Annotated in this window: 26 protein-coding genes; 13 read left to right on the top strand and 13 right to left on the bottom strand. The window is 73.7% G+C overall.

The genetic code is table 11. The features are described 5' to 3' along the window. The first annotated feature begins 138 nt into the window (after nt 1-138). On the top strand, nt 139-693 hold the full coding sequence (locus ACZ4NT_RS18665) for a methylated-DNA--[protein]-cysteine S-methyltransferase (protein WP_467726356.1): 555 nt from the start codon (nt 139-141) through the stop codon (nt 691-693). Nucleotides 694-995: 302 nt separating this feature from the next. Continuing rightward, nucleotides 996-2,285: an MFS transporter gene (locus tag ACZ4NT_RS18660; protein ID WP_467726354.1), complete on the top strand. Its 1,290-nt coding sequence runs from the start codon at nt 996-998 to the stop codon at nt 2,283-2,285. Nucleotides 2,286-2,346: 61 nt separating this feature from the next. Here ACZ4NT_RS18660 and ACZ4NT_RS18655 read toward each other — a convergent pair whose 3' ends face one another. Both ACZ4NT_RS18655 and ACZ4NT_RS18650 read right to left on the bottom strand, forming a co-directional pair. Continuing rightward, complete coding sequence (locus ACZ4NT_RS18655) at nt 2,347-2,709, bottom strand: cupin domain-containing protein (RefSeq protein WP_467726352.1); 363 nt, start codon at nt 2,707-2,709, stop codon at nt 2,347-2,349. 88 nt (nt 2,710-2,797) lie between these two features. Next, nucleotides 2,798-3,226, bottom strand: coding sequence for a VOC family protein (locus ACZ4NT_RS18650; RefSeq protein WP_467726350.1), 429 nt, complete (start codon nt 3,224-3,226; stop codon nt 2,798-2,800). Between the two features lie 98 nt (nt 3,227-3,324). Between ACZ4NT_RS18650 and ACZ4NT_RS18645 the strand changes: the two genes are divergently transcribed. Then, nucleotides 3,325-4,230 (top strand): pseudouridine-5'-phosphate glycosidase, encoded by a 906-nt coding sequence (locus ACZ4NT_RS18645; RefSeq protein ID WP_467726348.1) that lies wholly within the window; start codon nt 3,325-3,327, stop codon nt 4,228-4,230. Nucleotides 4,231-4,514: 284 nt separating this feature from the next. Further along, nucleotides 4,515-5,387 carry a carbohydrate kinase family protein gene (locus tag ACZ4NT_RS18640; RefSeq protein WP_467726370.1) on the top strand — a complete coding sequence of 291 codons (873 nt, stop codon included), beginning with the start codon at nt 4,515-4,517 and terminating at the stop codon, nt 5,385-5,387. A 430-nt stretch (nt 5,388-5,817) separates the two neighbouring features. Here the strand turns inward: ACZ4NT_RS18640 and ACZ4NT_RS18635 are convergent, their stop codons facing one another. Further along, nucleotides 5,818-6,612: a methyltransferase domain-containing protein gene (locus ACZ4NT_RS18635; protein ID WP_121403652.1), complete on the bottom strand. Its 795-nt coding sequence runs from the start codon at nt 6,610-6,612 to the stop codon at nt 5,818-5,820. 324 nt (nt 6,613-6,936) lie between these two features. On the opposite strand from ACZ4NT_RS18635, the gene ACZ4NT_RS18630 reads away from it, so the two are divergent. Continuing rightward, nucleotides 6,937-8,064 (top strand): magnesium and cobalt transport protein CorA, encoded by a 1,128-nt coding sequence (locus tag ACZ4NT_RS18630; RefSeq protein WP_121403651.1) that lies wholly within the window; start codon nt 6,937-6,939, stop codon nt 8,062-8,064. 54 nt (nt 8,065-8,118) lie between these two features. Here the strand turns inward: ACZ4NT_RS18630 and ACZ4NT_RS18625 are convergent, their stop codons facing one another. The 3 genes from ACZ4NT_RS18625 to ACZ4NT_RS18615 form a co-directional block, all read right to left on the bottom strand. Beyond that, nucleotides 8,119-8,547, bottom strand: coding sequence for a CBS domain-containing protein (locus ACZ4NT_RS18625; RefSeq protein ID WP_121403650.1), 429 nt, complete (start codon nt 8,545-8,547; stop codon nt 8,119-8,121). 196 nt (nt 8,548-8,743) lie between these two features. Further along, nucleotides 8,744-9,157: a PPOX class F420-dependent oxidoreductase gene (locus tag ACZ4NT_RS18620; protein ID WP_467726346.1), complete on the bottom strand. Its 414-nt coding sequence runs from the start codon at nt 9,155-9,157 to the stop codon at nt 8,744-8,746. A 59-nt stretch (nt 9,158-9,216) separates the two neighbouring features. Further along, the gene (locus tag ACZ4NT_RS18615; RefSeq protein ID WP_467726344.1) at nt 9,217-9,858 is read right to left on the bottom strand and encodes a nucleoside/nucleotide kinase family protein; all 642 of its coding nucleotides are present in this window, start codon (nt 9,856-9,858) and stop codon (nt 9,217-9,219) included. Nucleotides 9,859-9,987: 129 nt separating this feature from the next. On the opposite strand from ACZ4NT_RS18615, the gene ACZ4NT_RS18610 reads away from it, so the two are divergent. The 3 genes from ACZ4NT_RS18610 to ACZ4NT_RS18600 all read left to right on the top strand — a co-directional run bounded on the left by ACZ4NT_RS18610 (nt 9,988) and on the right by ACZ4NT_RS18600 (nt 13,322). Then, nucleotides 9,988-10,689, top strand: coding sequence for a DUF2293 domain-containing protein (locus tag ACZ4NT_RS18610; protein WP_121403647.1), 702 nt, complete (start codon nt 9,988-9,990; stop codon nt 10,687-10,689). A 432-nt stretch (nt 10,690-11,121) separates the two neighbouring features. Further along, nucleotides 11,122-11,601, top strand: a complete 480-nt coding sequence (locus ACZ4NT_RS18605) for an anthrone oxygenase family protein (RefSeq protein WP_467726342.1) — start codon at nt 11,122-11,124, stop codon at nt 11,599-11,601. Between the two features lie 233 nt (nt 11,602-11,834). Further along, nucleotides 11,835-13,322 (top strand): glutamate synthase subunit beta, encoded by a 1,488-nt coding sequence (locus ACZ4NT_RS18600; RefSeq protein WP_467726340.1) that lies wholly within the window; start codon nt 11,835-11,837, stop codon nt 13,320-13,322. A 369-nt stretch (nt 13,323-13,691) separates the two neighbouring features. Here the strand turns inward: ACZ4NT_RS18600 and ACZ4NT_RS18595 are convergent, their stop codons facing one another. Beyond that, a complete protein-coding gene (locus ACZ4NT_RS18595; RefSeq protein WP_467726338.1) occupies nt 13,692-14,237 on the bottom strand; it encodes a carboxymuconolactone decarboxylase family protein in 546 nt (181 codons plus the stop codon). A 47-nt stretch (nt 14,238-14,284) separates the two neighbouring features. On the opposite strand from ACZ4NT_RS18595, the gene pdxR reads away from it, so the two are divergent. Beyond that, entirely contained in the window at nt 14,285-15,709 is a 1,425-nt protein-coding gene (gene pdxR, locus ACZ4NT_RS18590; RefSeq protein WP_467726336.1) for a MocR-like pyridoxine biosynthesis transcription factor PdxR, read from the top strand. A gap of 214 nt (nt 15,710-15,923) precedes the next feature. On the opposite strand, the gene ACZ4NT_RS18585 is transcribed toward pdxR, so the two are convergent. Beyond that, nucleotides 15,924-16,187 (bottom strand): DUF397 domain-containing protein, encoded by a 264-nt coding sequence (locus tag ACZ4NT_RS18585; protein ID WP_121403642.1) that lies wholly within the window; start codon nt 16,185-16,187, stop codon nt 15,924-15,926. After that, the gene (locus ACZ4NT_RS18580) at nt 16,188-17,048 is read right to left on the bottom strand and encodes a Scr1 family TA system antitoxin-like transcriptional regulator (protein ID WP_121403641.1); all 861 of its coding nucleotides are present in this window, start codon (nt 17,046-17,048) and stop codon (nt 16,188-16,190) included. It abuts the gene before it with no gap. A gap of 152 nt (nt 17,049-17,200) precedes the next feature. On the opposite strand from ACZ4NT_RS18580, the gene ACZ4NT_RS18575 reads away from it, so the two are divergent. From ACZ4NT_RS18575 to ACZ4NT_RS18565, 3 genes are all read left to right on the top strand, one after another. Beyond that, complete coding sequence (locus ACZ4NT_RS18575) at nt 17,201-18,043, top strand: ATP-binding protein (RefSeq protein WP_467726333.1); 843 nt, start codon at nt 17,201-17,203, stop codon at nt 18,041-18,043. Then, nucleotides 18,034-18,480 carry a hypothetical protein gene (locus tag ACZ4NT_RS18570; protein WP_467726331.1) on the top strand — a complete coding sequence of 149 codons (447 nt, stop codon included), beginning with the start codon at nt 18,034-18,036 and terminating at the stop codon, nt 18,478-18,480. Before ACZ4NT_RS18575 ends, ACZ4NT_RS18570 begins: the two co-directional genes overlap by 10 nt. A 173-nt stretch (nt 18,481-18,653) precedes the next feature. Then, nucleotides 18,654-20,693, top strand: coding sequence for an ABC transporter ATP-binding protein (locus ACZ4NT_RS18565; protein WP_467726329.1), 2,040 nt, complete (start codon nt 18,654-18,656; stop codon nt 20,691-20,693). A gap of 84 nt (nt 20,694-20,777) precedes the next feature. On the opposite strand, the gene ACZ4NT_RS18560 is transcribed toward ACZ4NT_RS18565, so the two are convergent. The 3 genes from ACZ4NT_RS18560 to ACZ4NT_RS18550 form a co-directional block, all read right to left on the bottom strand. Next, nucleotides 20,778-20,951, bottom strand: coding sequence for a hypothetical protein (locus ACZ4NT_RS18560; protein ID WP_183116879.1), 174 nt, complete (start codon nt 20,949-20,951; stop codon nt 20,778-20,780). A 210-nt stretch (nt 20,952-21,161) separates the two neighbouring features. Beyond that, nucleotides 21,162-21,851, bottom strand: coding sequence for a DUF899 domain-containing protein (locus ACZ4NT_RS18555; protein WP_121403638.1), 690 nt, complete (start codon nt 21,849-21,851; stop codon nt 21,162-21,164). Further along, the gene (locus tag ACZ4NT_RS18550; protein ID WP_467726327.1) at nt 21,848-22,243 is read right to left on the bottom strand and encodes a hypothetical protein; all 396 of its coding nucleotides are present in this window, start codon (nt 22,241-22,243) and stop codon (nt 21,848-21,850) included. Before ACZ4NT_RS18550 ends, ACZ4NT_RS18555 begins: the two co-directional genes overlap by 4 nt. 131 nt (nt 22,244-22,374) lie before the next feature. On the opposite strand from ACZ4NT_RS18550, the gene ACZ4NT_RS18545 reads away from it, so the two are divergent. Further along, a complete protein-coding gene (locus ACZ4NT_RS18545; protein WP_467726325.1) occupies nt 22,375-23,331 on the top strand; it encodes an endonuclease/exonuclease/phosphatase family protein in 957 nt (318 codons plus the stop codon). Between the two features lie 250 nt (nt 23,332-23,581). Here the strand turns inward: ACZ4NT_RS18545 and ACZ4NT_RS18540 are convergent, their stop codons facing one another. After that, complete coding sequence (locus ACZ4NT_RS18540) at nt 23,582-25,474, bottom strand: FUSC family protein (RefSeq protein WP_467726324.1); 1,893 nt, start codon at nt 25,472-25,474, stop codon at nt 23,582-23,584. Between the last annotated feature and the right edge of the window lie 455 nt (nt 25,475-25,929).

Raw genomic sequence — 25,929 nt, 5'->3', positions numbered from 1 at the left:
CCCCCCCCCCCCCCCCCCCCCCCCCCCCCCCCCCCCCCCCCCCCCCCCCCCCTTCCTCCCCCCCCCCCCCCCCCCCCCCCCCCCTTCCCCCCCCCCCCTCCCCCGGGCGTTGTCAGTGCCGCGCCGTACGGTGGTCGCATGGACAGCCACGGGCAGTACGGGCAACAGGTCGTATGGACCGTCGTGGGCACGGACATCGGGCCGCTGCTGTTGGCCGCGACCCCCGACGGCCTGGTGAACGTCGTGTTCCACGCCACGGACGCGGTGTGCGGGAAGGCGGTGGAGCGGCTCGCCTCGCGTCTTGGCACCGAGCCCGTGGAGGCACCCGACTCCCCTCTGCTGGCGGAGGCGATACGCCAGGTGAGGGCCTACTTCGCCGGTGAGCGCCGTGACTTCGAGCTGCCCCTGGACTGGTCGCTGATCTCCGGGTTCAACCGTCAGGTGCTGCGCGAGCTGGCCTCCGGGGTGCCGTTCGGGGCGGTCGTCGGCTACGGCGATCTGGCCGGCCGCGTCGGCCAGCCGGGAGCGGCCCAGGCGGTGGGTGTCGCCATGGGCTCCAATCCGCTGCCGGTCGTGGTGCCGTGCCACCGGGTCGTCGAGAGCGACGGCGGCATCGGAGGGTTCGGGGGCGGGCTGGAGACCAAGCGGAAGCTGCTCGCGCTGGAGGGAGTCCTTCCGGAGCCGCTCTTCTGAGGAGTGCCCGCCACCGGGCGCCGGTGGAGCACCGAGTGCGTCCCGCAGCCCGGGCTCTTCGCGAGGCGGCGGGCAGCGCGCAACCCTGTCCCTCCGTGATCCGCCGTCCGCCCGGGGCGCTGCGGACTCCGGGCCGTGACGTGCGCCGCAGAGCCGCCCCGGTGATCGTGGCGGCGCCCGGTGCTCGCCCCGCCGCGGTGTGTGTGCCCGGTAATGGCGGTGCGCGCCACGTCCACGACCTGGGAGGCTTCGCCGGTGAATCCCTTCCCCCGTCGCGCCGCGACGTCCTCCGCCGCTCCCGGATGTCCGCGGTGACCGCCGTCGAGCAGTCCACCGCTCCCGTCGATCCGGACGCGATACCCGCCCTGCGGCGCCGCACATCGGCCGTCCTGATCGCCAGTCAGATACTCGGCGGCCTCGGCGTCGCCACGGGTATCGCGCTCGCGGTCGTGCTGGCCGAAGAGGTCAGCGGCACCGAATCGCTGTCGGGGCTCGCCCCCACGGCGACCGTCGCGGGGACCGCGGTGCTGTCCATGCCGCTCGCCGCGCTGATGACCGCGCGCGGCCGGCGGCCCGGGCTGGTGCTGGCGTATCTGATCGGCGCCCTGGGAGCCGGGGTCGTGGTGCTCGCGGCGGCCATCGGCAGCTTCCCGTTGCTGCTGGCCGGGATGGCCATGTTCGGCGCCGCCTCGTCGGCGAATCTGCAGGCGCGGTTCGCGGCCGCCGACCTGGCCGAGCCGCAGCGGCGGGCCAGAGCCATCTCGAACGTCGTCTGGGCCACCACGATCGGTGCGGTGGTGGGCCCCAACATCGCCGCGCCGGCCGGACGCAGCGTGGTCGGGCTGGGGATTCCCGCAGCCGCCGGGCCGTTCCTGTGGGCGGCGGGGGTCTTCGTCGTCTCGGCCCTGCTCGTGGCCGTACTGCTGCGGCCCGATCCACTGCTGACGGCCCGCGCCCTGGCACCGGTGGAGGAGCGGTCGCCGAAGGCGCGTTCTCTGCGGGCCGGGATCGCCGCCGTCGCCGCTTCCCCGCGAGGCAGGCTGGCCGTGGGGACGGTGGCCGTGTGCCACACGGCGATGGTCTCGATCATGTCGATGACGCCGATCGATCTCGATCACCACGGTGCGGGCATCGACCTGATCGGGTTCGTGATCAGCTGTCACATCGCCGGCATGTACGCCTTCTCGCCACTGATGGGGCGGCTGTCCGACCGGCTCGGGCGGCTTTCCGGGATCGCCCTGGCGGTGGCGCTGCTGGCCTGCGCGGCTCTGCTCGCCGGGACTGCGGGAGGCAGCCGCGCCCAGATCACGGCCGGGCTCTTCCTGCTGGGGCTCGGCTGGTCGGCGGGCATGGTGTCGGGCTCGGCGCTCCTCACGGACTCCGTGCCCCAGGCCGCGCGCGCCGCCGCGCAGGGGCTGTCCGACCTGGTGATGAACACGGCGGCCGGAGTCGGCGGCGCGGCGGCGGGTCTCGTCATCGCGCGGGCGAGCTACGGATGGCTCAACCTCCTCGCGTCCTGCCTGCTGCTGCCGCTCGCCGCGTCGGCGGTCCTCACCCGGCGCGGACGACGCACGGCCGCGGTCGGAGGCTGACCGCGCCCGCGGCGGCTGAAGGCGCCCACGCCGAGGGCGCGGAGGCCTGGGCAGGCAGGGGTCAGAGGCTGATGTGGTACGCCTTGCGGAGCGTCTCGTGAACCGTCCAGACCGTGCGGTCGCCCTCGCGCAGGACCGCCGCGTCGCCGGGGCCGACCTCCAGGACGTCGCCGTTCTCGAACTCGATCGTGGCGCGCCCGCTGACGACCACGAACAGCTCGTCGGCCTCGGTGTCGGTCACGACGCCGGGCGTCATCTGCCAGATTCCGCGCAGCTGCTGGCCGTCGGCCGACTCGTGCAGCACCTTGCCGGTCACGACGGGGGCGCCGGAGACGATCTGGGCCGGGTCGAGCGGCTCCGGCACCAGGTCGGCATCGGGAATGTGCACGGCGAAGGACGGAACGGCCTGGTTCTTCGTGGTCATGGGCGGTCACCCTAGCCGGACGCCGGCGGGGCGGCCGCACACGGTGCCCCCTCGGACGGCACCCGGCCTCGGCACGCCCCGGTGTGAGTTACGCGTAGTGCCGTGCCTCGAAGACGTTTCCGTCGGGGTCACGGAAGTAGAAGCTGCGTACGGCCGCTCCCCGGGCGCCGTAGGAGTCGTGGGAGAAGTCGGAGACCGGCACCGACCGGCGCTCCAGCCGTGTGCGCAGGGCATCGAAGTCAGCCTCGTCCAGGGACAGGCACACATGGTTCACGGGGTGGCCCGCGCTGTCCGCGGCGCCGGGGACCACGGCCATGTGCTCGGCCATCGACCGGGGCGCGAGATCGAAGATGGTCTCCTCGTTGAGGCGTACGGAGGGGAAGGACGCCTTGCCCTCGGTGAACTCGTTGACCCTCAAGGGCTGAAGGCCGACCGCGTCCTCGTAGAAGCCGGCGGCTGCGACCGGGTCCTCGACCCAGAGGACGATGTGGTCGAGACGTGTGGTGTTGTCCGTCATGCGACCAGGCTGGAGCCGTATCCCGGTGGCCGCAAGGGTTTGGCCGGGCGCGCCGCCCGCCAGGGATGAGGGAAGACCGACAGACAGGAGGCAGGCGCGTGCTCGTGGTGTCCGAAGAGGTGCGGGAGGCGCTCGACGCGCGCCGGCCGGTGGTGGCCCTGGAGTCGACGATCATCGCGCACGGGCTGCCGCGCCCGCGCAACCTGCAGGTGGCGCTGGAGCTGGAGGAGGTCGTACGGCAGGCGGGGGCCGTGCCCGCGACGATCGCCGTCCTCGACGGGCGGCCGTGTGTCGGGCTGGACAAGGACCAGGTGGAACGGGTCGCGAACGAGGACGGGATCCGGAAGCTGGGCCACCGCGATCTGCCGCTCGCGATGGCGGCCGGCGCGAGCGGGGCGACGACCGTGTCGGCCACGGCGCTGCTGGCCGCGCGGGCGGGCGTACGGGTGTTCGCCACGGGCGGGCTCGGCGGGGTGCACCGGGAGTGGACGGTGACGCAGGACGAGTCCGCCGACCTCGGCCTGCTGGCGCGGACCCGGATCACGGTCGTGTGCGCGGGGGTCAAGTCGATCCTCGACGTGCCCGCGACCCTGCAGCGTCTGGAGACCCTGGGTGTTGCGGTGGCGGGGTACGGCACCGATCGCTTCCCCGGCTTCTATCTGTCCGACTCCGGGCACCCCGTGGAGTGGACGCTCGGGTCGCCGGAGCAGGTGGCCGAGGTGATGCGCGCGCAGGACGCCGTGGGCGGGCCGGAGTCGGCGCTCATCGTCGCCAACCCCGTCCCCGAGGAGGAGCAGCTCGATCCGGAGCTCCACGCGCGCGTGCTCTCCGGCGCGCTCCGGGCGTGCGAGGCGGAAGGGGTGGCCGGGCAGGCCGTGACGCCGTTCCTGCTCGACTACCTGGTGCGTCACACCGACGGTGCCTCCCTGAGCGCCAATCTGGCGGCGGTACGCGGCAACGTCAGGCTCGCGGCGGGGATCGCGTCGGCCTGGGCGGGGGCGTGACGGAGGGACGCGGAGCCACCTCCGGCGACCACCACGGTGCGGCAGGAGCGCACAAGAGCCCCCGGGGCGAGCCGGAGGGTGTGACGGAAGCGGGCGAAGCCTCCTCCGGTCCGCCCGCGCCGACGCCGAGCGCGCCGGAGCCTCCCGTCGCTTCGGCGCGCGGCGCGAGGCTCGGAGTGAGGAGAACGTTTGACGGAGCGGCTTCCCGCGGGCCCGAGGGCGGTCACCGGGCAGGCCGCGGGAGCGCCGGGGCGGGTGCGGGGGCGCTTCTCGTCGTCGGCGACATCGTCACGGACATCGTCGCGCGGCACCGCGGTCCGCTCGCGCCGGGCACCGACACGGTCGCGGCCGTCCGGACCGTACCGGGCGGCGCGGGGGCCAACGTGGCGTGCTGGGCCACCTACACGGGGTGCCCGGACGTACGACTGCTCGGACGGGTCGGCAAAGACGCGGCCGCCTGGCACGAGCGGGAGCTGACGGCCTCCGGCGTACGCACGCACCTCGTCGTCGATCCCGAGGCGCCCACCGGGACGGTGATCTGCCTGGTGGACACGGGTGCCGCGGCCGAGCGCACCTTCCTCACGGACAGTGGGGCCGCGCTGCGGCTGGAACCCGGCGACTGGTCCCCGCGCCTGCTCGACGGAGTCGCCCGGCTGCATCTGTCCGGGTACCTGTTCTTCTCCGAGCCGAGCCGCGCGCTGGCCGCGGTGGCGCTGGAGTCGGCACGCGCGCGTGGAGTGCCGGTGAGCGTGGACCCCGCATCGGCGGGGTTCCTCGCGGAGCTGGGGGTCGACCGGTTTCTTACGCTCGTCGAAGGTGTCGACGTCCTGCTGCCCAGTCATGGCGAGGCGTATCTGCTCACCGGGTTGCCCGATCCGGCCGACGCCGCCGCGAAGTTGAGCCGGCACGTCCCCCTGGTGGTCGCGAAGGAGGGGGCCGACGGAGCGCTGGTGGCACGCGACGGCGCGGTACGGGCACGCGTTCCCGCGAGACCGGCCGTCCCCCGGGACACCACGGGCGCCGGTGACGCCTTCACCGGGGCGTTTCTCGCCGCGCTGCTCGCGGGTGCGGACGCCGAGGGTGCCGCGGCGGAGGGGTGCGGGGCGGGAGCGGAGGCGGTGGAACACGTCGGCGGGAGACCGCCGACGGCGCGCTGAGGGACCCGGGGCGGCCGGTGCGGAGCCGGAATCCGGCGGAGCAGCACTTCGGCCGAACGGCCGGAGCAGCCCTTCGGCCCATGATGTCCGGAGCGGCCCTTCCACTTTGGATGCGTGGAGCAGCCCTTCGGCTCTGGAGGTCCGGGTCAGCCCTTCGGCTCTGGACGTCCCGGGCAGTCCTTCGGCTCTGGACGTCCCGGGCAGCCCTTCGGCGGAGCAGGGAGGGCTGCCGCCCAGGAGTCGCCGGTCGCCGACGCGCGATCGGGGGCGAGTCCCGGCATACGGTGCCGGCCACGGGCGGCGGCCTGCCGGCGCCGCACGACGGGGCGAGCGCACGCGTGGCCGGAGCGACGCACCGCACCCGACCTGCGCCTTCTCAGCCCTCTCGGCCCTCCCGGCCGGTCAGTCCGCTCGTCCGGGGCCGCCCCTGTCAGGCCTTGCGCCCCCACGCCGAGATCATCGGGGCCGTGGTCAGGTCCATCGTGCCGGAGGCGACATTGGTCAGATGGCGGTCGATGTCCTGGTCCGTGGCCAGGCCCGCGCCGACCAGCTGTTCGCGGATCTGACGGATCGTGGCGAGTTCCACGGCGGCGCAGGCGGGCGAGGTGACCGGGAAGTACGCGTCGGCCTCCACGGAGCGCAGGCCCGCCTCGCGCAGCAGGCGCGGGAGCTTGCGGCCGTACGACAGATCGCCGCCGCGTTCGGCGAGCAGGTCGCGGAAGCCGCCCCGCAGACGGTTCGCCAACTGCTGCTCGGGGCCGTGTTCATCGGGGCAGAGAAGGGGTTGCATGGCCGGGTCGGCCTCCTCGACGAGGAGCCGGCCTCCGGGTCGCAGGGCCTGGATCATCGACCGCAACGCGCGCTCCCGGTCGGCCACGTGCACGAGGACGAGCCGCGCGTGCACCAGGTCGAAGCCCTCCCCCGGCGGCGCGTCCGCGCCCACGTCGTGCACACGGACGTCGACCGGCGGGCGCGCGGCCAGTGACACCCACGAGGTGTCGATGTCGGTGGCGACGACCCGACCGGTCGGGCCGACCTTCTTGGCCAGCCACGAGACCACCGAGGTGCCACCCGCGCCGACCTCCCAGCAGCGCCAGCCCGAGCCGATGCCGAAGCGCTCGAGGTGCCGGAACGTCGTGGGGTCGAAGAGTGTGGCGACGGCGTCGAAACGCTGCCCCGCCTCGGCCTGCCGGTTGTCCAGGAGATACCTGTCGGTTCGAATCACACGCAGATCATCCCATTTACCCGACTCGTCCGGCGTGGTTGACGCACCCGGCCGGGGAGCGGGACGCGTCGCGGTCGGCGCGCTGCGGGCCAAGACCGCCGCGGCCAACGCCCCGGCCAACGCCCCGGGCCCGATCGCGGGCCGCCGCCGGCCCTCACCGATCGAGAAGGACTCCTCGATCAACGAGGATGAAGCCGCACATCTCGTCAAACGAAGTGGAATGCTCCGTTCCCACAGGCCTCACCGGCTCTCCGGCCGCCCTGGCAGACTGGCCGCGGAAAGGCGCAATGCGCGGCGCGAGGAGATCCACGCGAGGGGGTCCAGATGTCCATGGCAGGGAATCTGCGGAAGGTCACGAGCCTCGGCAAGGTCGGGGGCCTCCGCAGGGTGGCACGGCTGACCCGGCGGCGGCCCCGTGTCGACCTGAGCCACCCCGCACGGTCCCCGCTCGGCTCCGCGGTGGTCAACTGCGTGACGTACCGGGACGGCGCCCGGGTCCCCGGCGGTCTCGATCTGGTCGACGCCGTGAAGCAGGTGCGCAAGCAGGACGACGGTTTCGTCTGGCTCGGGCTGCACGAGCCGACGACCCGGGAGTTCGCCGGCATGGCCGAGCTGTTCGACCTGCACCCCCTGGCTGTCGAGGACGCGGTGCACGCCCATCAGCGCCCGAAGGTGGAGCGGTACGGCGAGACGCTGTTCGCGGTGTTCAAGACGGTCTGCTACGTCGACCACACCGAGCTCACCGCGACCAGCGAGGTGGTGGACACCGGCGAGATCATGGTGTTCGTCGGTCACGACTTCGTGATCACGGTGCGGCACGGACGGCACGGCTCGCTGGGGCCGCTGCGGGAGGAACTGGAGTCCGACCCGGCGCAGTTGGCCAAGGGACCGGCCGCGGTGCTGCACGCGATCGCGGACCACGTGGTCGACGACTACCTGACCGTCGCGGACGCCGTCCACGCGGACATCGACCAGGTGGAGACGGACGTCTTCGCGGAGAACGGCGCGCGGGCCGACCCGGGGCGCATCTACCAGTTGAAGCGTGAACTCCTGGAGCTGAAGCGGGCCGTCGTCCCGCTCAGCCGCCCGCTGCTCGACCTGGCCGGCCGGCCGATCCGGGTGATCGACCCGGAGATACAGGCCTACTTCCGGGACGTCTCGGACCATCTGCTGCGCGTCACCGAGCAGATAGCCGCGTTCGACGAACTCCTCAACTCGATCCTGCAGGCGCACCTCGCCCAGGTGACGGTCGCGCAGAACGAGGACATGCGGAAGATCACGGCGTGGGCCGCGGTGATCGCCGTGCCGACGATGGTCTGCGGGGTGTACGGCATGAACTTCGACCACATGCCCGAGACGCACTGGCGGTACGGCTACGGCCTGGTCATAGGCGTGATCAGCCTTGCGTGCCTGGTCCTCTACCGGGGGTTCCGGCGCAACGGCTGGCTCTGACGCGCACCTCGCGTGGCACGCCGGTCGGACGAGGGTGTGCGGTCACCGCCGGCGTCAGCGGGTCGCGCCCCGCGCGTAGACACTCTCGACCCAGACGGCGAGTTGATCGTCCGTCAGGTGTTCGGCCAGGTCGGCCTCGCTGATCATGCCGACCAGGCGCCTGTTCGCGATGACGGGAAGCCGACGGATCTGGTGTCCCTGCATCTCCGCGAGCACCTCGCCGACGTCGGCTTCCACGTCGACCCATCGAGGAGTGCCCTGGGCCATCTCGCCCGCGGTGACGCGCGCCGGGTCGTGGCCCATGGCCACGCAGCCGACGACGATGTCGCGGTCCGTGAGGATGCCGCAGAGCCGTTCGTCCTCGTCGCTGATGGGCAGCGCGCCCACGTTCAGTTCACGCATCAGCTGGGCGGCGCGGTCCAGGGTCTCGTGGGCCGGAATCCACTGGGCGCCACGGTGCATGATGTCCCCGGCAGTGGTCATGGAGTACCTCCCGATGCCGGACGGCCGGCGCGGCGCGGGTGGGTGCCGCTAGTCCCGGCGCCCCTCATTCTCTCCGTGTTCCGGGGGCGACGCACACGGAGCCGAGCGGCGGCGGGCGCCACCCCCGTGACTCCGTGTTCCGGAGGGCGACGCACACGGTGCCGCTCGGCTACGGGTGCCAGCCTCGTGGCACAGGTCAGGCGGAGAAGCCCACGACCTTCTCCGGGACGACGCGGATGATCACGCGGACCTCGTCGTCCTTCTCGCCGGGCGGGTCGATGCCCAGGTACTTGTGCGAGAGCTCGTGCGGCAGGCGCTTGCGCTCGTCGGGGAGGATCTCGGCGGTGCCGCGGATCTCGACCGAGGTGTAGGGGTTGGCGAGGTCGAAGACCGAGAGGCTGATCCGCGGGTCGCGCATGAGGTTGCGCACCTTCTGGCGGCGGGCGGTGGAGGAGAAGAGCACGGCGTCGCCCTCGCGCTTGATCCAGACCACCGAGTTCTGGGGAGCGCCGTCGGGGCCGAGGGTGGCGACGGCGGCGAAGTTCTTGCCGTCGAGAAGGGCGCGGACGGATGCGCTGAGGGTGACCGGATGATCGGAAGGCTGCGTCATGACCCCACCTTAACTACATGCACGTGCATACAACAGCCCTCGAGGCCGAACAGACTCGGTCAGCCGCTCCACGCCGGGTGCCGCGGGTCGTCGGCGCGCACCAGCACGTCGGCCGTGGCGCCGGGATCGGCCTCGGCCTCGTACCGCTCGAAGGCGGGCAGGTTCCAGCGCTCGCCCTCGGGAGTACGGCGCTGCAGGGCGCCTGGGGAGAGGCGCACGTGGACGGTCAGGTCGAAGGGGAACCAGTGGTGGAGAAGGAGGGGGCCGTGCAGCAACAGCATTGCGCCGGGAGGGAGTTGGACGTAGGGGCTGCGGGTGGCCCGGTCGGTCGCCGGATCCCACAGGTCGGGCAGGACACGGCCGTCACCGCCGGATTCGAGCGGGCCGAACACCTCCCGCCACAGGGCGCCGGTGTCGAACCAGCCGTCGTAGTAGGTGTCGGCGTCCTGGTGTCCGTACTCGAAGCGGAGCGAGGCGGGCCGCAGGAAACCTTCCGTTCCGACGACCAGCGAGGGCCGGCCGCGTACGCGCAGGGCCTCCGAGACGCGGTGCGCGAGGTCGCCGGGGCGGGCGGCCGGCGCCCCGTCGAAGGCGATGCGCGGCCAGGGGCTGCCGTCGTTCGGCTTCAGGTCGAGGAGACGTTCGGCGAGCAGGTCGCCGAGCCGTTCCCAGGTGATCGCTTCGAGTCGCACAGGCCCCATGATGCCCCGCGTACGGCGCGTGCTGCCGGGCTCGGCGGCCTGAGAGGAGCCGGGGCGGGGGCGGCCGTACGCAGCGCCTCGCCGCCGACTCCGGTTCAGGCCCCGGGGCGGGCGGGGAAGGAACCGTCCATGGCAGGGTTCCCCACGCGCGCGCAGGAGGGACTTCTCGTCGTCCAGCCGCTCAGGCGGCGGCACTGTGCCGAGTGCCGTGCAGGGCCGCTTTCGCTGCTGGTTCCGGAGGACGGCACCCCGCGCTGTCCGGACTGTGCGGATCTCGGGCATCTGGTGTTCCTGGCGCGGGGCGACACCGCGCTGACCCGGAGGGCGCGCGAGGAGAGCGCACTGTCGGCGGTGGTGGTGCGGTTCAACCGGCGCAAGGGCCGCTACGAGCGGCAGGGCGTCCTGGTGGAGGAGGCGGCGCTGGCCCGTGCCGAGGAGCGGTGCCTCGCGGACGCGGAGGCGCGGCGGCGTCGTCGGGGGCGGGACGCGCGGCGGAGGGCGGCGGAGGACGTGCGGTTCACGAGTGCGTTCGCGGCGGAGATCCGGCGGCTGTTCCCGGGCTGCCCGGCCGCGCGGGCGGCGGAGATCGCCGCCCATGCCTCGGTGCGCGGGAGCGGGCGGGTCGGGCGCAGTGCGGCGGGCCGTGCCCTGTCCGAGGCGGCGGTGACCTCGGCGGTGCGTGCGTCCGTGCGCCACCTGGAGACTCCGTACGACCGGCTGCTGATGAGCGGCGTGCCGCGGCACGAGGCCCGTCGCCGGATCGCGGCGGCGACGGAGGCCACGCTGAGCGGGTGGCGAGCCGGGCTCTCACCACGGTCGTCGACCACATGATCTCCGGCGAGGCGGCGGCTCACGGACTCGGCCTCGCCGCCGACAACGGCAACGGCAACGGCAACGGCAACGGGCAACGGGCAACGGGCAACGGGCAACGGCTACGGCAACGGCAACGGCAACGGCAACGGCAGACCGTGGCCGGTGACGGCACCCGGCACCCGGCACCCGGCACCCGGCACCCGGCACCCGGCACCCGGCACCCGGCACCCGCAATCTCGCGCAGGTGCCGGGTGCCGCACAGCCATCCCGGCCCCGGCCCTGCCCCTGCCCCTGCCCCTGCCCCGGCGCCCGCGACGGCCGAGTCGTCGTGGACGTTCGCGCATGGCCCCGCGCAGTTCGACCATGGTCACAGTGTCCGCGGGGGGGCTTGACTTGTCGTGCAGGTGAGTGGCGTGGAGGATCTGTTCCGGGTCGGACGGGGGAATTGACATGATCGCTGGGCCGTATTTCGTGCTGACGCTGCTGGGGGTGCTCGGCACCGGTCTGATGGCCGGTGTCTTCTGCGGGTTCTCCACGTTCGTGATGAAAGGGCTGGCCAGGCTGCCCGCGGAGCGCGGCGTGGCCGCCATGCAGGCGATCAACGGCGCCGCGACGACCCCGGCCTTCATGCTCGTGTTCCTGGGTACGGCCGTGCTGTGCCTGGTGCTGGCGGTGGTGACCTTCGTGGTCTGGCCGGACGAGGGCACGGTGGAGTTGTTGCTGGGCAGCGCGTTGTACCTGTTCGGCTCGTTCGGCGTGACGGCCGTGGCGAACGTTCCGCGCAACGACGAGCTCGCCGGGCTGGACCCCGCTGCTCCGGAGGCCGCCGCGTACTGGCCCACGTACGTGAGCGAGTGGACGATGTGGAACCACGTCCGCACCGTCGCGTCGGCCGTCGCCGCCCTGTCGTACGTACTCGCCCTCGCCTGAGTCCCCGGTCCGCGCGACCCGGGATCCGGGCCGGTTCACCGGGAGGGGGTGAGAACAGCCCCCGTCGACCCCCGTCGCCCGCCCCCGGGTCGTCCGCAGTCGTCCCCCGTCGGCCCCCGTCGGCCCCCGAGCAGGGGAAACCCGCCGTGGAGCCGAGCGGCGGGGGGTGCGGTGACGCCGTATCGTGGCCGAAAGAGCACGCCCCCCGTCACGCGTACACGAGGGAGACGGCCATGGCCGATCCCAAGGGTTTTCTCACCACTCCCCGCGAGGAATGGCCCCGTCGGCCCGTCGAGGAACGGGTGCGGGACTGGGACGAGGTGTACGTCCCCGGAGCGCTCCTGCCGATCATCGGCGGGCAGGCCGACCGCTGCATGGACTGCGGTGTCCCCTTCTGCCACGAGGCCTGCCCCCTGGGCAATCTGATCCCCGAGTGGAACGACCTGGTGTCCCGGGACGACTGGCGGGCGGCGAGCAACCGGCTGCACGCGACGAACAACTTCCCGGAGTTCACGGGCCGGCTGTGCCCGGCGCCGTGCGAGGCGGGGTGTGTGCTCGCGATCAACCAGCCCGCCGTCACCATCAAGAACGTCGAGGTCGCCATCGCCGACCGGGCCTGGGAGGACGGTTTCACGCCACCGCGCCCGCCGGACCGGCTCTCCGGACGTACGGTCGCCGTGATCGGCTCGGGGCCCACGGGACTGGCGGCGGCGCAGCAGTTGACCCGGGCCGGACACACGGTGGCCGTCTACGAGCGCGCGGACCGGATCGGTGGCCTGCTGCGGTACGGCATCCCGGCCTTCAAGATGGAGAAACGGCATCTGGACCGGCGGCTCGACCAGATGCGGGCGGAGGGCACGAAGTTCCGTACGTCCGTGGCGGTCGGACGGGACGTCGATGCTGCGGAGCTGCGGGCGCGCTACGACGCGGTCGTGCTCGCCCTCGGCGCCACCGCCTGGCGCGAACTGCCTGTGCCGGGACGCGAGTTGACCGGCATCCACCAGGCGATGGAGTACCTGCCGCTCGCCGACCGGGTGTGCGAGGGGGATCTGGAGGTGTCGCCGCTGTCCGCGGCCGGGAAGCACGTCGTCATCGTGGGCGGCGGGGACACGGGCGCCGACTGCCTGGGCACCGCCGTGCGGGAGGGCGCCGCGTCCGTGACCCAGCTGGACATCTACGCGCAGCCGGGGTCGGCGCGTGACGAGGACGTCGAGCCGTGGCCGACGTACCCGAAGATCTACCGGCTCTCGGCGGCGCACGAGGAGGCCCGCGACCTGGAGACGTCTCCGTCGGCGGACGCGGACGCCCGGCTCTTCGCGGCGTCCACGCTGCGGTTCACCGGGGACGCGGAGGGGCACGTCCGCGCCCTGCACCTGGTCGAGGTCGACGCGCAGCGCCGCCCGGTCCCCGGGTCCGAGCGCGCCCTGCCCGCCGACCTGGTCCTGCTCGCTCTCGGCTTCTCGGGGCCCGACCCCCACGACGGCCTGATCGACCAGCTCGGGATCGCGCTGGGCCCGCGCGGCACGATCGACCGCGACGCGGACTTCGCCACCAACGTTCCCGGGGTCTACGTCGCGGGTGACGCCGCTCGGGGGCAGTCCCTCATCGTCTGGGCCATCGCCGAGGGCCGGGCGGTGGCCGCAGCGGTGGACCGCCGTCTGACGGGTCACTCGCGGCTGCCGGCACCCATCGGACCGTACGACCGCCCGATGACGGCGTGACCTGCCGCCGACAGCTCAATCCCGACGACGACAGCGCGACGTCGTCCGCTGCATCGTCCCCGCACGGCCCGCCCCTCCCCCGGCCGGCGGCGCGACCGGCCGATGACACGGTGACCTCCTCCGCCAGTGTGACCTGACGGTGACGGCCCGGCTGCCCGGCCGCCCGGCTGCCCGGCTGCCCGGCTGCCCGGCTGCCCGGCTGCCCGGCTGCCCGGCTGCCCGGGGAGGGCATACCGGCCTGCGGCGGCCTGCCCGGCCGACCGCCCGACGGTCCACAGGCAACGGTGAGACCGCTGCCGCACCGGCCCCGCCCGGGCCGCCCCCTCCCCCGACCGGGGACGACCGGTGGACGCGGTCGCCGCCCCGGGCTCAGCCGCGGGTGTCCGTGCCCGCCACCTTCGCCGTCGCCAGGGCGACCCGGTTCCACGTGTTGATCGTGAAGATCAGGGCGAGGACGTGGGCCAGTTCCCGGTCGTCGAAGTGGGCGGCCGCCTCCGCGTAGACGTCGTCCGGGACGCCCGACCCGGCCACCAGGGTGACCGCCTCCGTGAGCGCCAGCGCCGCGCGCTCCCTCGGCGTGAAGAAGTGGGGGGCCTCGCGCCACACGGGGACCATGTGCAGCCGGTCCTCGCTCTCACCCGCCTTGCGCGCGTCGTTGGTGTGCATGTGGAGGCAGTAGGCGCAGTGGTTGAGGTGCGAGGCGCGGATCTGGATCAGTTCGACGAGCGCCGGGTCGAGTCCCTCGCGGGCCGCCGCGTCGAAACCGATGAGTGCCCGGAAGGCCTTCGGGGCGGCCTTCGCGAAGTCCAGGCGGGAGGAGGCCGCCCGGGCCGCGGTACCGGCCTCCGAGGGTGCCGCCGGGGTGGTCGTCGTAGGCGCCGTCTGCGTCGTGTTCGTCGTCGTGTTCGTCGTCATGACCATGAATCTACGGGCCCAATAGACCCACTGTAGGGTGCATTTCCATGGCGGAATCGTGGGTCAATTCGGCGCAGCGGATCGGTGCGGATCTGCACCTGGAGATCTCCGGATCCGAAGCCGGCGGACGTCGGGCGGCGCTGATCCGTGCGCTGCGGGAGGCGGTGCGGTCGGGCCGACTGACCCCCGGTACCCGCCTGCCTCCCTACCGTTCGCTCGCCGCCGACCTTGGCGTGGCGCGCAATACGGTCGCCGACGCGTACGCGGAGCTCGTCGCCGAGGGCTGGCTCGTCGCACGGCAGGGTTCCGGCACGCGGGTCGCCGAGCGCGCCGAGCCGCCGGGCTCCCCCGCCCGTGTACCGAAGAAGGCGCCTCCTCACGCGCGTGGACCGCGGCACGACCTGCGCCAGGGCACGCCCGATGCGTCCTCCTTCCCCCGCACCGCCTGGCTGGCGTCGTACCGGCGGGCGCTGCAGTCGGCACCCAACGAGGTGTTCGGGCCCGGTGATCCGGCGGGCCGCGTCGAGCTGCGCACCGCGCTCGCCGCATATCTGGCCCGCGCGCGTGGGGTGCGCGCCGACCCGGAGCGGATCGTGATCTGCTCCGGTTTCGCGCACGCGCTGCGGCTGCTGTTCGCCGGCCCGGGTGCGGTGCTGCGGGGACCGCTGGCCGTGGAGTCGTACGGACTCGGGTTCCATCGCGAGCTGCTGGCGGCCGCTTCGGTACGGACCGTGCCGCTGCCTCTCGACGAACACGGCGCGCAGGTCGGCGAGTTGGGCCGGGAGCGGGCCGTACTCCTCACACCCGCGCACCAGTTCCCCACCGGCGGACCGCTGCATCCGTCACGGCGGGCCGCGGCGGTGGACTGGGCGCGCGGGCGGGGAGGACTGATCGTGGAGGACGACTACGACGGGGAGTTCCGCTACGACCGCAGGCCCGTCGGCGCGGTCCAGGGACTCGACCCGGAGCGGGTGGTGTACGTCGGTTCGGTCAGCAAGAGCCTGTCCCCGGCACTGCGGCTGGGGTGGATGGTGCTTCCGGAGCGGTACGTCGGGGGGGTGCTGGCGGCCAAGGGCGAGCGGGAGGCGTGGGTGAGCGTCCTGGACCAGTTGGCGCTCGCGGACTTCGTGGCCTCCGGCTCGTACGACCGTCATGTGCGGCGGATGCGGCAGCACTACCGGCGGCGGCGCGACCGTCTGGTCGCCGCGCTCGCCGCCCATGCGCCGCACGTGGGGGTGACCGGGATCGCGGCCGGGCTGCACGCGGTGCTGCGCCTGCCGCCCGGCACCGAACAGTCCGTGGTCAAGGCCGCCGCCTGGCAGGGCGTGGCGCTCGACGGGCTCGCCGCGTTCCGTCATCCCGCGGCGCCGGTGTCCGCGCCGGACGGCCTGGTCGTGGGCTACGCGACCCCCGCGGAGCACGCGTACGGCGCGGCACTGGACGCGTTGTGCGGGGTGCTGCCGCCGCAGTGAGCGGACCGCTCACCGCGGTCTCCGCTCGGCCCGACCCGGCCGAAGTCCCTCAATGCAGAGGCCGGTTGGAGATCCCTGTCCGGGTCCGTCCGTCGGTCCGGCGTCGCTTCGCGCCCCTGGGTGGCTCGGTTCCGGAATCAGTGGGGTGACAGGAGGAGCAGGCGGTCGGGTACGCAGGCCGGTGCCGTGCCGGGCAGCGGAGGGCCACGTCCGCTCAGGACAGCAGGAAGTCCGCCTCCCCCGCCTTGGCGCCCTGGATGAAGGCGGTCATCTCACCGGGCGTGTAGATCAGCGCGGGCCCGTCGGGGTCCGCGGACTGACGGACCGCGATCCGGCCGTCGTCGAGCTTCATCGCCTCCAGGCAGTTGCCGCCGTTGCCGCCGCTCCACGGTTTGTGCCAGCCCTCACTGCCCAGTTCACGGGCGGGCATCCCGTTGTAGATGCGCACGTCGCGTATTCGCGGCTTGATGCGTTCCATTCACAGCTCCTTGCGGAGATCCCGGAGGATCTCCTTCGTGCGATGTGCCGTAGCGGCCTGGGCCGCCATGCGGTCCATGACCTCGAGGTGCGTCGCCACCTCGGAACGCGCGTCCAGATAGACGGCGCCGGTCAGGTACTCGCTGTAGACCATGTCCGGCAGCTCCGGCATGGCGAAGCGGAACAGCACGAAAGGGCCGTACGTGCCGGGATGCGGCCCCGTGGCGAACGGGGCGATCTGCAAGGTCACGTTGGGCAGCTTCGTGGCCTGAAGCAACTTGTCGATCTGGGCGCGCATGACCTCCGGACCGCCGACGGGACGGCGCAGAGCCGTCTCGTCCATCACGGCCCACAGGCGGGGAGCGTCCTCACGAGTGAGCAGATTCTGCCGATGCATGCGCAGCGCGACATGGCGCTCGATCTCGTCCGGCTGCGTCTGGCCGATGGCCCCGGACTTCAGGACACCGCGGGCGTAGTCCTCGGTCTGCAGCAGGCCGGGAACGAAGTGCGGTTCATAGGAACGGATCAGGGCCGCCGCGCCCTCCAGGCTGACGTACATCGAGAACCAGCCCGGCAGGATGTCGTGGAAGCGCTGCCACCAGCCGGGCTTGTTGGCCTCCTCGGCCAACTGGACGAAGGCCTCGGCCTCCTCGTCGGAGACGCCGTACGACTTCAGGAGGAGCTGCAGGTACGGAATCTTGAGGCCGACCTCGGCCATCTCCATACGGCGGACCGTGGCGGGCGCGACACGCAGGATGCGTGCGGCCTCCTCACGCTTGAGACCGGCGCGTTCCCGCAGGTCCAGCAGTCGCCGGCCGAGGACGACCTGGCCGACCGTCGGCGCGGACCGCGGTTCGCTCACGTCCCACCTCCACTGAGTCCGGACAGCCCGGGCGGCGCCGTCCGGAGTCCGGTTCCCGGATTCCAACTGGCGCCGCTCGACGTGCTGTTGCGAGCAGTGTGCCATGGCCCTTCACGGAGTCACACGGCACTCTGCAATTTTCAGAGTGACACTTGCCAAGTGTTCACGGCGGGGCGATAGTGGCAAGCGTGACTCCGTCCGCGCCGTTAGGAACAGACGCCGCCGCAGACCGGCTCGGTCTTCGTGCCGCAGCAGGGGTGCGCCCCGATGCGACCGCAGAGCGCCGGTTCCGCTTCGAGCTGGCCGCACACCCGGGTTCTGTGAGACAGGCCCGGCGCCTGACCCATGCCCGGTTGTCGGGCTGGGGCGTCTGCGCGGACACCTGCGACACAGCGGATCTGGTCGTCTCCGAGCTGGTCACGAACGCGATCGTCCACACCGCGAGCCGCCGCATCGTGTGCGAGCTGCACGACGGCGACGACCTGGTGCGGATAGCCATACGTGACGAGGGGTGCGCTCCCGGTGAGCCGCAGCCCTCGCCGCAGGGGGCCGAGGACGAACACGGCAGGGGCCTGATGCTCGTCGCGGCTCTCTGCCGGGCGTGGGGCGCGCAGGAATGCGGGCCCGGCCTGCTGGTGTGGGCGGAGCTCGCCCGCGCGGCGGATGCCGCGGACGCGGCCGACACGGCGGAGGTGACGGGCATGGCGGCCCTCGCGGATCTGGCAGAAGCGACGGACGAGATCTTCAGGTTCGGGACGGCGGACCTGCCGCACCCGGCCGACGGCGGGGCGCACCCGGTGGAGCCGCGCCGTGCGGCATCCGTCCCGTCCGGCCGGGCCGACCCGCGGCACTCAGGAGTCCCGGCCCGCTCGGGGGGCCGGGACCCGGGCACGGAAGCGCGTTCGGACCTCGGTTGGAGTGCGAAGAAGCCACCGGCCGACGGCCGGGGTTCCGGGACGCAGGCGTCCTGGGGGACGGGGGCCGAATGGGTGTGAGGGCGGCGTCTGTCGGGACGGCCCCTGTTCTGAGCCTGGACACGCTGGTCCGCCTCGGGCGGGGGCAGCGCATGTCCGGCGCACCCAGACGACTCCCCATACCCGACGGGATGACGGTGCCGCTGGGCTGCGACGCGGTGGCGGTGCCCGCCCGCTTCGGCCCGGTCCTGCTGTCCCGCCTGCCGCGCGTCGGCTGCGTCTACGCCGATGCGGCCCAGTGGTGGTGGATCGTTCCCTCCGACTCGGACGTCGCCCTGGAATGGCCGGCTCCCACGCTCTACGCCACGGGGGCGCTCGTTCCGCAGGCACCGTCGATTCCCGGGCTCATCCACAAACCGGAGGGTACGGTTCCGTACACTCCACCGATTCCCCTCTACCTGGCCGTCTGCCGGGTCATGGGCACCCCACCCGCCTGGTCGCGCTCCGTCAGCGCCTGACGGACCGGTGCCCGAGCCGCGGCACGCCCCCGCGTGCGTCGCGGCGGCGCACGGGGGCGCGGACGCCCGGGTGCGAAGTGCTCCGAGTGCGCCGGGATCCCCGTCGCCCGTACGGGTGAGGGCGGCCATTCCTGGGGAGGGCCCCGTGCGTGCGCACTCGGGGGAGGTCACCGGTGGGGAAGAAACGCGACGACTCCGATCCGTCGCCGTCCGACTCGGAGCGGCTGCTCTTCGGCGGCCCGCTGCGCTACGACATGGGCTGGTCGCAGCACTCCGACGCGTTCCTCGAACTGGGCTTCCGCGCCATGGTCACGCGACTGCCGGCCCTGCTCGCGTCCAGTTTCCGGCTGGCCTGGCAGGCGGACCGCCCCGCGGCCCGCATCGTGCTGACCGCCGAGGTCGCCCGCGGCGCGGCACAGGCGGTGAGCCTGCTGGCGGTCAACAGCGTGCTGGGACGGCTGATGACGAGCGGTCCGGTGGACGAAAGGCTGCGTGGCGCGGTCCCGGCGCTGGTCACGGTCGCGGCCGTCATGCTCCTCGCCGCACTGCTGCGGGCCGCCTCCACGTACGCCACCGGCCGGCTGGAGCCGAAGGTCGAGCGGGTGGCCACGGAGCTGTACCTGGAGCGCGCGGCGGCCGTGGAGCTCGCGGCCATCGAGGACGACGCGTTCCACAAGCTGCTGGACACCGCGCAGTACGGGGCCTCGTCCGCCCGGCGCATGATCGCGGTCTCCACGCAGGTCGTGAACGCGCTGATCTCGCTCGTCGCGGCGGCGGGCGTGCTGACGGTGCTGCATCCCGCGCTGCTGCCGCTGCTCGTCATGATGACGCTGCCGAGTGCCTGGAGCGCTCTGACGATCGCCCGGCGCCGGTACGAGTCGTTCCACGCGTGGGTGCAGCACGCCCGGGCGGGCCGGCTGATCGGCAGCCTGCTCACCGAGCCGGCCGCGGCACCGGAGATCCGCGTGCACGGCGTCGGACCGTTCCTGCTGCGCCACTTCCGGTCGATGGCCGAGACCGCCGAGGCGGAACAGGCCCGGCTCGCCCGCCTCGCCGCACGCACGGGGCTGGTCGCGGCCGCCTGGACCGGCCTGGCCTCGGTGGCGACCTACGCGACACTCGGCGGGCTGCTGCTCGCCGGCACGATGGCGCTCTCCGTGGCCGGTACGGCGGTCATCGCGATCCGCACGGGCTCCGCGAGCCTCGACACGCTCGTCCTGGAGGTCAACTCCCTTCACGAGGAAGCCCTGTTCGTCGGCGACCTGCAACGCCTGTACGTGGAGGCGGCGCAGCGGGCCATCCCCGAGGGCGGCGACCCGCTGCCCGAGGATCCGCGGGAGATCCGCTTCGAGAACGTCACGTTCACCTATCCGGGCAAGGCGGCGCGGCCCGCCCTGGACGACGTGAGCCTCACGCTGCCGCTGGGCCAGATCGTGGCGCTCGTCGGCGAGAACGGTTCGGGGAAGACGACCCTGGTCAAGCTGCTCGCCGGGCTCTACACGCCGGACAGCGGCCGGGTCCTGTGGGACGACGTGGACGCGGCGACCGCGGACCGGCGCGGGCTCGCCGAACGGATCGCGATGGTGGCCCAGGACTTCAAGCGGTGGCCGTTCACGGCCCGCGTCAACGTGGCGGTGGGCCGTGCCTCGGCGCCGCTCACCGACGAAAGGCTCGCCTCGTCGGTCGCCGAGGCCGGGGCGCAGGACGTCGTGGCCGACCTGCCGCGCGGCCTCGACACCCTGCTGGCGCGCGGCTTCAGCGGCGGCCACGAGCTGTCCGGCGGCCAGTGGCAGCGGCTCGGGATCGCGCGGGCCGCGTACCGGCGCGGCCGGATCCTGATCGTGGACGAACCCACGGCGGCGCTCGACGCGCGGGCGGAGCTGGAGGTGTTCGAGAAGATCCGGGCCCTGGCGGGCACCGGACAGACGGTCGTCCTCATCACCCACCGGCTGGCGTCGGTGCGCCACGCGGATCTGGTGCACGTACTGGAGCGGGGGCGGCTCGTGGAGTCCGGCAGCCCCGAGGAGCTGCTGGCCGCGGGCGGTGTCTACGCGGAGCTGTACGCACTGCAGGCGGAGCAGTTCACCGCCCCGGTGGCCGCAGGTGGCGCGGGCGTGCCCCGCGCACGCACGGCGCCCGGCCGGGAAACGGCCGTGCCCGCCGACCCCGCGACCGCCCGGAAGCCGGGCGCGCCGGTACGGAAGAGCCGGTGAGTCGAAGGCGCCCACCCGGGAGGCAGGATGCGGTGGCCTCGTCGGGCCGGGGGCGCGGATGACGTCAGCCCGCCGGGCCCGCCCTCACTCGGCCCCGTCCGCTCCCCGCACGATCACCAGGAACGCGTCGGTGGAGAGATCCATGACCACTTCCGCGGCCTGACCCCGCAGACGGCACGCCTGCGCGAACTCCTCCGCGGGCCACGACCCACGCGGTCCACCGGCGGGAAAGCGCTCCAGCACCAGTCTCCCGTTCACCTTGCACCTCCATGTCGCGCTGACTCGAAGAGTTAAACGCCAACAGGGGGGTGAACGGCTCGGGAAGTGACGGTACTGAGACGTAGTCGACACGTCTTCACCGTCCCGTGGTGAGGGTTCTCTCACTCTCCGCACTCAGTGTGTCGACACGAGTGCCTTTTGCGACCGCTTCCGTCGCTTCCGGCTCACCCGTCGCACAGAGGGTGACGGTCAGTCCTCGTACTCGTCGTGGTACCGGATCCGCTCGCTGCCCGCGGGCACCCCCAGGGCGGACGCGCGGCCGCGGGGTTCCTCCCACTCCTCCTGGCGCCCCAGGACGGTGAGGTCCAGCAGCGAGGTCGTCGAGCCCAGCCCGTCGAGGCCGCGCCCGTACGTCGAATAGGTGTGGAAGACCCGGTCGCGCTCCCGCAGGAAGCAGCTCAGCCCCGGCCGCTCGCAGGGGCCGCCGTCGCCGTCGCCGGACACCTGGAAGTCCTGGTTGAAGTCCGTGTCGTGGGCCGAGTACCAGGGCACCGTCCAGCCCATCCGGGCCTTGAACGGCAGGATCCTGGTGTACGGCGCCCGGGACACGGCGGCGAACGAGGTGCCGCGGGCCCGGAGATGGGCCAGATGGCCGATCTGGTCGAGGAAGGCCGAGCAGCTGCGGCAGCCCGCCTCCCACTCCGGCGCGAACATGAAGTGGTGGACGACCAGTTGGTGCCGCCCCTCGAACAGGTCGAGGAGGGTCGCCTTGCCGTCGCCGCCCTCGAAGACGTACTCCTTGTCGACCTCGACCATCGGCAGTCTGCGCCGCTCGGCGTTGAGCGCGTCACGGGCGCGCGTGACCGCCTTCTCCTTGAGGAGCAGTTCCTCGCGCGCGATGCGCCACTCCTCGCGCGAGACGATCTGCGGAAACGTCATGTGCCCCTCCTGCCGCCGTCCTTGCCACCTGCGGAAGGCGACCGCGCAAACGGCGCCTTCCCCGGGGTGGACCGTCGGGAGGAGCGGAACTCATCGGCGTGCCGGGAGAATTTTTTCGCGGACCGGACACGGGGGTGTCCTCCGGCGGGCGGCTCAGGTGTCGTACCGCACCGCTGGATGCGCCTGCCGTGACCCCGGCCGGTCGGTGCCGGCAGCCGCTCCCCCAACTCCCGCAGGATCGCGGGCAGATCGAGCGCGAGCAGGCGCTGGTCCCGCATCAGCACCCGCCCGTCGACGATCGTGGCGTCCCGGACGAAGCCGATCCCTTCCCGGTCGTCGTGCACGAGGTCGGTGCGGCCGGTGATGACGAGGTCGGCGGGAGGAGGGGTCACCGGACCACACACGACGGACTCGTGCCGCCGGGCGGCGTGAACCGCGCATCCTGTCCCCGCTCTGTCGCCCCGGCGGTTTCGCGCGCACCCTGGCCTCATCCCGTCGCCCACTCCCCCGGAAGGAGCCCGGCATGCTCCTCGCCACCTGGAACCTGGAGAACCTCTACCGGCCCGGCAGTCCGTTCGGTCCCCGGAACGAGGCCGCCTACGAGGCGAAACTCGCCGCGCTGGCGTCCGTCATCACGGAACTCGACCCGGCCCTGCTGGGTGTCCAGGAGGTGGGTGATCCCGAGGCACTGGAGGACCTGGCCGGTCTGCTGGACGGCACGTGGCACGTCGCGCTGTCCGAGCACGCGGACAGCCGCGGCATCCGGGTCGGTTTCCTCGGCCGTGACGTCGCGCCACGGGTGATCGCCGACACGAACGCCTTCCCGGAGCCGCTGCGTCCCGTGCAGGGCGACGACGACGGGGAGCCCGTGTCACGGTCGGGCCGCGGCCTGCTGGCGGTGCGTATCGGCGACCGCGTGACGGACCTGACGGTGGCGGTGTGCCATCTGAAGTCGAAGCTGCTGTCCTACCCGGGCGGCCGCTTCCAGCCGCGCGACGAGGGAGAACGGGCCCGCTACGGCGCGTACGCGCTGTACCGGCGGGCCGCCGAGGCCGCGGCGCTGCGCGCACTGGCCGACGAACTCCTGGCGGGCGAGGGCCGCGACCGCGACGTGGCGGTGCTCGGGGACATGAACGACGAGGTACGGGCGGCGACCACGCAGATCCTGCTCGGCCCGCCCGGCTCCGAGATCGGCACGCCCGGCCGGCAGCAGCCGGACAGGGGTGACGCGACGCGCCTGTGGGACGTGGCCCCGCTGATCCCGGCCGACCGGCGCTACTCGCGCGTCACCTCCGGGCGGCGCGAGCTGATCGACCACATCCTGGTCAGTCACCGGCTGCTCCAGCGCGTCACGGCGGCCGGCACCGGCCTGCCCGACGACGGCACCCCGCGGCTTCCGTCGGTGGGTCCGGAGCCGGCCGACCGACGCGGTGCGCCGGGCTCGGACCACGCACCGGTGTGGGTGCGCGTGCGGTCGTAGCGGTGGCCGTCGGCGGCTCACCGGGCCGCCCGGCCCGGCCTCGGGCACCCTGGGGCGGGCGGCACCGGGCGCCGTGGCCTCGGCCGGGTGGGGAGCCAGCGGTGCCGTCCGGATCACCCCGGCTCGGGCCGCGGCGCATGGTGGGTGCATCGCATGCATCGCAGGGCGGAGCCTGACCGTCGCCTCCCCGCGTACTCCCCTTGCGTACGCGGGGAGGCGTCGCGGCTCCCGGGTGATCCGGACGCCCCTCCTAAACCACGGCGGGTGCGTCGCGGACGTCCGGGATCTCCGGCGCACCGAGTCCCGCCCGCCGCCGGTGGCGGGCCAGTTCGTCGAGGAGTGCGGTGAGCCGCTCGGAGTGCCGGGAGGTGAGCCGGCCGGTGTCGTCGAGGTGCACGGCGCACGCCGTCGTCAGGTCGACGAGCTTCTCCAGGGTCTGGGCCACCTCGTCCGTGCCCCGTGAATGCCGGGCCAGGGCGGGGAGTTCGGCGGCGGCGAGGCCGATCGCGGTGCGGGCCTCGGCGAGCGTGCGGTAGGCCTCGCGGCGCAGGACCCAGCGGTCGCTCCGGTCGTCGGTGGTGCCGGCGTCCAGGACGTGGACGAGGTAGGCGTCGGCCGCGTGCGCGGCCCGGGAGAGCCGCGCCCGTACCGTCCCCCCGCGCTGCCCGGGCGCGGGCAGATGCCCGACGAGCAGCACGATCCCGCAGGCCAGCAGCGTCTCGCCGATCCGGCTCCAGGAGGCCTGCGGTTCACCGCCCGCCATCACCAGGGCGAGCACCAGGACCGTGACGACGGCGGTCTGCGCGGCGAAGTGCCGGGTGGCGACGGGGATCAGCGCCCCGCAGACGGCGACCAGCGCCACCAGCCCGGCCGGCCGGGGCAGCAGCGCCGCGAACCCCGCGAACAGCACCGCTCCGAGGACCGTGCCCGCCGCCCGGCACAGGACGCGCGAGGCGAGCGGCCCGAGGTCGGGCTTGACGAGGAACACGGCGGTGGCGGGCAGCCAGTACCAGTGGGCGTGGACTCCGTACCAGTGCGTGCGGTGCAGTGCCTGGGCCACGGCGACGGCGGCTCCGAAGGAGAGGGCGACCCGGAGGCCGTACTCGCGCCCGCCGGCGCCGAGGACGGTGCGCAGCAGGGCTCCGGGGGTGCGGCGCCGGGTGGGTGAACCGCGGTGCGGGGTGCCCGCACCGCGGTCGAACGCGTCTGCGGCGCGCAGCAGGGCGTCGTCGAGGGCGCGCAGCGCGGGTGCGGAGCGGGCGGGCGCGGGCAGCGGTCCGGAGGGGCCGCCGGCGCGTGTCGCGGCGGCGAGCCGGCGGGGCCCTTCCGCCGCGCGCCCGGGCAGGACGTCGCCGGCCCAGGCCAGCGCCGTCGCGGCTTCGGCGAGGGGCAGCGCGGCGGCGTACCGGGCGTGCAGTCCGCGTTCGGCCGAGGAGCCGGCGTACCGCCGCAGCCGCGGCCCGGACAGGGCGTCCTGCGCGTGATCGAGTGCGGCGGTGAGGCGGGCGCGCCGGGCCGTGGCGTCCGGGCCGCCGGCGGCCTCCAGCAGCGCGGCGACGGCGTCGTAGACAGCGGCGACGGCGGCGCGTTCGCCGTCGAAGCGGTAGTCGCCGCGGGCGGCGGCGCGGGTCGGCAGCGCGAGCCGCAGCACCAGCAGCCAGCCGGCACCGGCGATGAAGCAGAGGGCGCGCAGCCAGCCGGGCTCGGGCAGGGGCATCCCCGCCCCGATCGCCGCGGCGACCAGGAGCTGCGTACCCGATCCGCTGGCGACGGGCCCGACGGCGCTGAGGGCACCGGCGACCAGGGCGAGCCCGGTCAGTGCGGCGGTCAGGGCCACGGCCTCCAGGTGCGGTCCGGCGTACGACCCCGCGAGCAGCCCGCATGCTCCCGCGAGCGCGGGCAGGCCCAGCCGCTCGACGGCGGTACGCCTGCTTCCGGGGCGGTCGTTGATCCCGGCGAGCATGGCGCCGAGGGCGGCCGTCACACCGATGGAGGGGCGCCCTGCGAGCACGGCCACGAGGAGCAGGGGCCCGGCGGCCAGCGCGCCGCGCACGACCGCGCTCCAGGGGACCGGTCCCCGCTGGGCGCGCAGCGCGTGGGCGAGCCAGGGCGGCAGGGCGGCGCGGGAAGGGAGCAGCGGCACGGGACTCCTGTCGTGACGAGGGCGGGGGCTGCCTTCGGGCGACGTCGGCCGGGCGGTGGTTCCAGGGTAGTTCCCGTTGCCGTCGCGAAGGGAACGCGGTCGTTTCCGCGACGTGACACTTCGGAGGGGGGCCGGGGTCTTTGTGAACGCGATGCGGCGCGGCACGCCGATCCGCTTCGGCGGACGGCGCCTTCGGGACCGGCGGCCTCACCAGGGTGGGTGATGCGCGCCGGGGCGGACGGCGCACGCCTAGGCGGGCGGCGCGAGCCTGGGCGGGCGGCGCGAGCCTGGGCGGGCGGCGCGAGCCTGGGCGGGCGGCGCGAGCCTGGGCGGGCGGCGCGGGCCCGGCAGGGTGCGAGCCCGGCAGGGTGCGAGCCCGGCAGGGTGCGAGCCCGGCAGGGTGCGAGCCCGGCAGGGTGCGAGCCCGGCAGGGTGCGAGCCCGGCAGGGTGCGAG

Source organism: Streptomyces sp. NPDC026417, assembly GCF_055567695.1.
The sequence above is the reverse complement of the archived record's forward strand: the minus strand, read 5'-3'. Positions and strand labels throughout refer to the sequence as shown.